Here is a 6,000-nt window from a genome sequence, read left to right on the forward strand (position 1 = left end):
TAACTGAACACACTAAAAGAAGCTTCTCCCTCGAGAAGCTTTTATGCTTATAAAGTAAAAATAATATAAACTGTTTTCCGTAATCCTGTAGCTGATAAAACTCCTTAAGTCTTTATTGATGTTTACCGGTTAATATTAAAGACTCTAATACAAAAAGAAGGAACAGGTTACTACTCCCCATTTTGATTCTATTGCTTTATCTGGTCGTGATTTAATACCTTAACTCTTTGCATCAGTTCTTCTCGTACGATTCGATTTATACTTCGCTTCCACTATCTGCTTAATTTTTGATTACCAATAAATGATTTAACTTCCTTTGCTGCCATGGAAGGTAGTTGCATCCAAACATATGCATGAACTGAATTTTCAATTAGTCTAATTTCATATGACCCTATTAAGCTTGCAAAAGCGTTTAGGCTGTGTCTAATCCTCTCGTTCTCCCATTCTTCTTCGCTCGGTAAAAATAGTATAGGACATTCCACTTTAGAATAATATTCTTCAAACTTTATATCCCAGTACTTCTGAATATATTCGGATCTTACAAAGTTTTGATAGTGGCTTGTATACAATCCGTCATCCGCCACCTGAATCGTACTTTTAAGGAAAGTAACAAAATGTTCATTCCAAAGTCCCTGCTGTAAAAAAGATGGTTTTTGCTGCTCTATATATTCAGAAACAGTATTACACAATGGAAGCTTTCTTTCTGATAATTGTATACTTAACTTAAGCTTTCTATCCTCAATTTCATTCGCACTGCCGTTAAATAATCCATATTCTCCAAATTCATTGTACAATGCACCTTCACATACTAATGACAATACCTTTTCAGGATGTGTTGCTGCTAGACTTACCCCCACTTCGGCACCTAATGAGCTACCTATAATATGACATTGTTGAATATCTAATTCGTTTAGCAAAAGGTACATATCTTGTGCCATGTCATCTATATGGTATCCTGTTGCTGGTTTATCCGATTTCCCATGTCCACGAAAATCAGGAGCAATGACTCTATAATCATTTTCAAATAATGGAAAAACACCGTGCCACATATCCGATGTTCCCCCACTGAAGTGAAGAAATAAAATCACTGGCTTAGGATCTATGGAATCCTTTACATTAATACCGATTGAATTTTTCAATATTACTTTAGTCTCTATCATGAATAGTCTCCCTAAAAACCCTAACTTAGAGCTGGTTCTCTCCATTTTATGTAAACATTCTTAGCTAATATAATATAGTAAAAATTGTTAATTTCATAGCTTGCTATGGCACATAAACATAAATATGGAGATTGAAAGGTCACTATCTGTTACCTTCAATCTCCTCATAGTGTTAATTAAGATTAGCCACCAGCCGGAGCGACTGCAGGTGCGGCTGCTGCATTCCTTTGCCCTAGTTCCTGATCTAATATCAATAGTGCTGCTGGGTTTTCTTGAGCAAGCTTTAATCGATCTACAATGGTTTGAGCTTGGGCTTCCTCGTCAATTTGTTCTCTTAGAAACTCTTGGATAATAACAGCTGTCTGTTGGTCAACCTGATTAGCAAAATCATAGGCTTGCCTATAAGAATTCGTTACAAACTGCTCATGCCCTAGGACCTTTTGAAATGTTTCCAATGGCGTTCCATAATCAGTGGGTTGAGCCGGTAATGCTTGTAATTCAACAATACCTCCGCGATCTGTAACATAAGTAATTAACTTAAGTAAATGAAGCCTTTCCTCATCAGACTGTGCTCTTAACCAGATAGACATTCCAGTATAATTACGGTTAGCCATATATGCAGACATAGCTAAATACAAGGTAGTTGAAACATGCTCAATCTGGATTAAATTATTAAGTAATTTTTGCACTTGTTCATTAAGCATAAACTCACCCCCTTTTTACTAAGACACTTATAATAATATTTAAGGGGATGTGTGATTATGCAGACTCTTATTCAAAGTTTTCTTCTATGTATTGCTGTTCTTTTTCATCACTTAGTATTCCTGTTGCCTTACCTATTGTACCTCCCTGTAGTAGCCAAATCTCATTGTGATCCTTATCAACTCTAGAAAAATCGCCATCATTCCAACGATTAAGAATAGCCATATAAATTTGAGAATGATCGTAACCCTTTTGATTTGTAGTAACAACCTCAAGTAATCTCTCAATACGTTCTGGAGTAATTTGCAATGCACCCCATTTTTTATCTGCTTCTACTTTTTGATGACTCATGTGATGCATGGCTATCTGAACTTCAAATTCCTCCATATTGATTGGGAATTCTTCTACTACATACTGAGATTTCTCATTCCTGCTTTTATTATATTCTTCTCTAATTTCTGCCTGCTTACGACTCGAAACTTCATCCTCCCCCCAAATGCCCGGAAAACCTGTTGTCCAAAACGAATAGCTGAGCATCGTAATACAAAGCAATGCTAAACCTACGTATTGAACCTTGTTAATTTTAAATTTTGCCATGTATTTGCTCCTTTCGAATAAAAAAGTAAGGTATCAAACAGATGAAGTCTTAAAATCGGCTAGACCATTCATTAGTACTTAAACTAAAATTCTGTCGATTATGGAGAAAAACCTTTTATTTTTTATACAATTTTTCATTATGGTAGAATTCCAAACAATTGAGGACGTAGTACTATGTTGAAGACACGAGACTCGAGTAAAAAAAATTTGGTGTTGCTCCTTGACTTACAATGAGCCAATACTCCTGAATCGCCTGCCGAATATGAGCGCCTGGTTCTAACATAAAAGATTTACAAGACTAATAATTAAAAGGATGTGGAATATGATTATTAAACCTCGCTGTATGTCAAAAGAATTAAAAATATGGAGAGCTGTTACTAGTAGAATGAATCTATCGGTGAAAGAAATAACTTATTATTCAAATCTTGAAAAGGGATTTAAGGGAGAGAAAAAGTTTGATGTTTGGTTATTATCTAATTTTCCCAATGACGGGTTGGTGCTCAATGATTTGCTGCTCGAATACAACAACACTGTTTTTCAAATAGACACCTTGTTACTATCCTCGGAAAAGATTTTTCTTTTTGAAATCAAGAACTATGAAGGAGATTACATTTATGATAAAGACAGGTGGTACACCAAAACGAAAAACGAAATAAAAAATCCTTTCTTACAGTTACAGCGGTCTGAATTACTCTTTAGACAATTAATCCAAGAACATAGAATGAACTTATCAATAGAACCTCATCTTATCTTCATTAACCCAGAATTTCATCTTTATAAAGCCCCTACTGATCTACCAATTATTTTTCCCACACAGCTTAATCGATTTAAAAATTACCTGAACAGTAGTAATTTTACTATCGAAGATAAACATTCAAACTTAGCAAATCTATTGGTGTCCCTCCACCTGAAAGAATCCCCATACACTCGATTACCTAAATATAACTATAATCATCTAAGTAAAGGGATTATTTGTAATGACTGTTTTACCATTACAGAAGTTAAAGAAAGAAAAGTAGTATGCAATAATTGCGGGTACATCGAAGCATTGTCGACTGCAATTTTTAGAAGCGTGAAGGAATTCAAATTACTTTTTCCCGAAAGGAAAGTCACCACAGGTTCTATATCTGAATGGTGCAGGTCTGTTAAATCAAGAAAAATTATTAGATTGGTTCTTTCAAGGAACTATTCATTAAAGGGACATGGTAAATCCGCTTGTTATGTAGATAAATAATTATAGTGGTTAATTGAACAACACTGATTGAAGACGTATGATGACCTTTTTCTTTCTGTCAAACCTTAAAAGGTCATCATTGAGGGTGCATGATGACCTTTTTTCTTCTGTCAAACCTTAAAAGGGCATCATTGAGGGTGTATGATGACCTTTTTCTTTCTCCCAAACCTCAAAAGGGCATCATTGTGGGTGTATGATGACCTTTTTCTTTCTGTCAAACCTTAAAAGGGCATCATTGAGGGTGTATGATGACCTTTTTTCTTCTGTCAAACCTTAAAAGGGCTTCATTGAGGGTGTATGATGACCTTTTTCTTTCTCCCAAACCTTAAAAGGGCATCATTGAGGGTGTATGATGACCTTTTTCCTTCTGTCAAACCTTAAAAGGGCTTCATTGAGGGTGTATGATGGCCTTTTTCTTTATCCCAAACCTTAAAAGGGCATCATTAATTTATCTCCCAAATTTTGATTTATCCTAGCCATTTTTAAATATAAAAAAAGACGATCTATTCATTAGATAGATCGTCTTTTGCATTATGATACCGGTGGCCGGGGTCGAACCGGCACTCCAGAGGAACACGATTTTGAGTCGTGCGCGTCTGCCAATTCCGCCACACCGGCGTATCATGATATAAATTTTGGAGGCGGCAACCGGATTCGAACCGGTGGATAAAGGTTTTGCAGACCTTGGCCTTACCACTTGGCTATGCCGCCAGTATTAATATGGAGCGGAAGACGGGATTCGAACCCGCGACCCCAACCTTGGCAAGGTTGTATTCTACCACTGAACTACTTCCGCAAATGGCTGGGCTAGCTGGATTTGAACCAACGCATGACGGAGTCAAAGTCCGTTGCCTTACCGCTTGGCTATAGCCCAATACAATTATATGTGAGTAATATTAAAAATATGAATGGGGCGACTGAAGGGAATCGAACCCTCGAATGTCGGAACCACAATCCGATGCGTTAACCACTTCGCCACAATCGCCATAATAAGATTGGCAGGGGTAGTAGGAATTGAACCCACACCAAAGGTTTTGGAGACCTTCGTTCTACCTTTAAACTATACCCCTATATAGATGGTGGAGGGGGACGGATTCGAACCGCCGAACCCGGAGGGAGCGGATTTACAGTCCGCCGCGTTTAGCCACTTCGCTACCCCTCCACATATTAAAGGAAATGGTGCCGGCGATAGGAGTCGAACCCACGACCTACTGATTACAAGTCAGTTGCTCTACCAACTGAGCTACACCGGCAAAAAATAAATGGTGGCTCGGGACGGAATCGAACCGCCGACACAAGGATTTTCAGTCCTTTGCTCTACCGACTGAGCTACCGAGCCTAATACAAATGGCGGTCCCGACGGGAATCGAACCCGCGATCTCCTGCGTGACAGGCAGGCATGTTAACCGCTACACCACGGGACCATTTGTTTGCGGGGACAGGATTTGAACCTGCGACCTTCGGGTTATGAGCCCGACGAGCTACCAGACTGCTCCACCCCGCGATAGTAAAAATGATACAATTTTTGTTTATGCGCTAATTCCACCTAAGACTGTAACAATCTCTACAAGCATACTCATGAAGCAAATCGATTGTAACAACTCGAATTATTCTCACAGAAGCTTCGCTCGTTGCTCCACCCCGCGATAATATAAAACTAATATGGTGGAGGATGACGGGATCGAACCGCCGACCCCCTGCTTGTAAGGCAGGTGCTCTCCCAGCTGAGCTAATCCTCCATATTAAAGTGGTGACCCGTACGGGATTCGAACCCGTGTTACCGCCGTGAAAGGGCGGTGTCTTAACCGCTTGACCAACGGGCCAGTAAGTAAATGGCGGAGAGCAAGGGATTTGAACCCTTGAGACAGCGTTGACCGTCTACACGATTTCCAATCGTGCTCCTTCGACCTCTCGGACAGCTCTCCAATATATATGGCTCCGCAGGTAGGATTCGAACCTACGACCGCTCGGTTAACAGCCGAGTGCTCTACCACTGAGCTACTGCGGAATAATATCAGCCTGGCAATGTCCTACTCTCACAGGGGGAAACCCCCAACTACCATCGGCGCTGAAGAGCTTAACTTCCGTGTTCGGAATGGGAACGGGTGTGACCTCTTCGCCATCATTACCAGACAAATTATTAGAGACAAATATTATTATAATATGTTTTCTCTAAAATGCAAGAATAATTTTTTATTCTTTCAAAACTAGATAACAATAAGGATTTTTTTGCAACACATGAGTGTAAATTGTGGTTAAGTCCTCGATCTATTAGTATCTGTCAGCTCCACGTGTCGCCACGCTTCC

4 protein-coding genes, 15 tRNA genes and 1 rRNA gene are annotated in these 6,000 nt (G+C 39.2%); 1 reads left to right on the plus strand and 19 read right to left on the minus strand.

Annotated features, from left to right (window positions below; translation table 11 throughout):
• Window positions 1-272: 272 nt before the first annotated feature.
• The 3 genes from DBX25_RS16480 to DBX25_RS16490 all read right to left on the minus strand — a co-directional run bounded on the left by DBX25_RS16480 (window position 273) and on the right by DBX25_RS16490 (window position 2,459).
• A complete protein-coding gene (locus DBX25_RS16480; RefSeq protein WP_157951002.1) occupies window positions 273-1,160 on the minus strand; it encodes an alpha/beta fold hydrolase in 888 nt (295 codons plus the stop codon).
• Between the two features lie 182 nt (window positions 1,161-1,342).
• Complete coding sequence (locus DBX25_RS16485; protein ID WP_108671889.1) at window positions 1,343-1,864, minus strand: ferritin; 522 nt, start codon at window positions 1,862-1,864, stop codon at window positions 1,343-1,345.
• Window positions 1,865-1,931: 67 nt separating this feature from the next.
• Window positions 1,932-2,459 carry a DUF6241 domain-containing protein gene (locus DBX25_RS16490; protein ID WP_108671890.1) on the minus strand — a complete coding sequence of 176 codons (528 nt, stop codon included), beginning with the start codon at window positions 2,457-2,459 and terminating at the stop codon, window positions 1,932-1,934.
• 322 nt (window positions 2,460-2,781) lie between these two features.
• On the opposite strand from DBX25_RS16490, the gene DBX25_RS16495 reads away from it, so the two are divergent.
• Window positions 2,782-3,693: a nuclease-related domain-containing protein gene (locus DBX25_RS16495; RefSeq protein WP_157951003.1), complete on the plus strand. Its 912-nt coding sequence runs from the start codon at window positions 2,782-2,784 to the stop codon at window positions 3,691-3,693.
• Between the two features lie 537 nt (window positions 3,694-4,230).
• Here the strand turns inward: DBX25_RS16495 and DBX25_RS16500 are convergent.
• From DBX25_RS16500 to rrf, 16 genes are all read right to left on the minus strand, one after another.
• A tRNA-Leu gene (locus tag DBX25_RS16500) sits at window positions 4,231-4,311 on the minus strand.
• An 18-nt stretch (window positions 4,312-4,329) separates the two neighbouring features.
• Window positions 4,330-4,404, minus strand: a tRNA-Cys gene (locus DBX25_RS16505).
• A 10-nt stretch (window positions 4,405-4,414) separates the two neighbouring features.
• Window positions 4,415-4,489, minus strand: a tRNA-Gly gene (locus DBX25_RS16510).
• A gap of 3 nt (window positions 4,490-4,492) precedes the next feature.
• Window positions 4,493-4,567 (minus strand) — tRNA-Gln (locus tag DBX25_RS16515).
• Window positions 4,568-4,602: 35 nt separating this feature from the next.
• A tRNA-His gene (locus DBX25_RS16520) sits at window positions 4,603-4,678 on the minus strand.
• 11 nt (window positions 4,679-4,689) lie between these two features.
• Window positions 4,690-4,763, minus strand: a tRNA-Trp gene (locus tag DBX25_RS16525).
• Between the two features lie 7 nt (window positions 4,764-4,770).
• A tRNA-Tyr gene (locus DBX25_RS16530) sits at window positions 4,771-4,855 on the minus strand.
• Between the two features lie 15 nt (window positions 4,856-4,870).
• Window positions 4,871-4,946 (minus strand) — tRNA-Thr (locus tag DBX25_RS16535).
• A 10-nt stretch (window positions 4,947-4,956) separates the two neighbouring features.
• Window positions 4,957-5,032: transfer RNA gene (locus DBX25_RS16540), tRNA-Phe, on the minus strand.
• Between the two features lie 9 nt (window positions 5,033-5,041).
• A tRNA-Asp gene (locus DBX25_RS16545) sits at window positions 5,042-5,117 on the minus strand.
• A 6-nt stretch (window positions 5,118-5,123) separates the two neighbouring features.
• Window positions 5,124-5,197 (minus strand) — tRNA-Met (locus DBX25_RS16550).
• Between the two features lie 159 nt (window positions 5,198-5,356).
• A tRNA-Val gene (locus DBX25_RS16555) sits at window positions 5,357-5,432 on the minus strand.
• Between the two features lie 9 nt (window positions 5,433-5,441).
• Window positions 5,442-5,516: transfer RNA gene (locus DBX25_RS16560), tRNA-Glu, on the minus strand.
• A gap of 10 nt (window positions 5,517-5,526) precedes the next feature.
• Window positions 5,527-5,618: transfer RNA gene (locus DBX25_RS16565), tRNA-Ser, on the minus strand.
• Window positions 5,619-5,626: 8 nt separating this feature from the next.
• Window positions 5,627-5,701 (minus strand) — tRNA-Asn (locus DBX25_RS16570).
• Window positions 5,702-5,710: 9 nt separating this feature from the next.
• Window positions 5,711-5,826: ribosomal RNA gene (gene rrf / locus DBX25_RS16575) — 5S ribosomal RNA — on the minus strand.
• Between the last annotated feature and the right edge of the window lie 174 nt (window positions 5,827-6,000).

Origin of the sequence: Peribacillus acanthi (genome assembly GCF_003073175.1) — a bacterium.
GTDB lineage: Bacteria > Bacillota > Bacilli > Bacillales > DSM-1321 > Bacillus_BN > Bacillus_BN acanthi.